The 257-nt window shown below is 59.9% G+C and carries 1 protein-coding gene; it reads left to right on the top strand.

Annotated features, from left to right (window positions below; genetic code table 11):
- The coding region (locus tag ACZ3HH_RS30635; protein ID WP_465810423.1) for a POTRA domain-containing protein at positions 1-257 on the top strand (257 nt) is incomplete at both ends.

Below are 257 nucleotides of genomic sequence, written 5' to 3'. Positions count from 1 at the left end.
CTCAAGCCCTTTCTCAACCAGTGCCTGGGCGTGCCGCAGCTTAACCAGTTGCTCAAGGTCATCACCAACCACTATCTGGAAAAAGGCCTGGTCACCAGCCGCGCTTATCTACCGCAGCAGGATTTGTCCGGCGGCCATCTGCAAGTGCTGGTCGTCGAGGGCCGGGTGGAAGGCTTGAAGGGCGCCGAAAACAGCAAACTGTCGGACCGCGAGTTGGCGATGGCGTTTCCCGGTAAGGCCGGCGACTTGGTCAACCT

The sequence above is a fragment of the Pseudomonas sp. PME37.24/025 genome, from assembly GCF_055556615.1.
The sequence above is the reverse complement of the archived record's forward strand: the minus strand, read 5'-3'. Positions and strand labels throughout refer to the sequence as shown.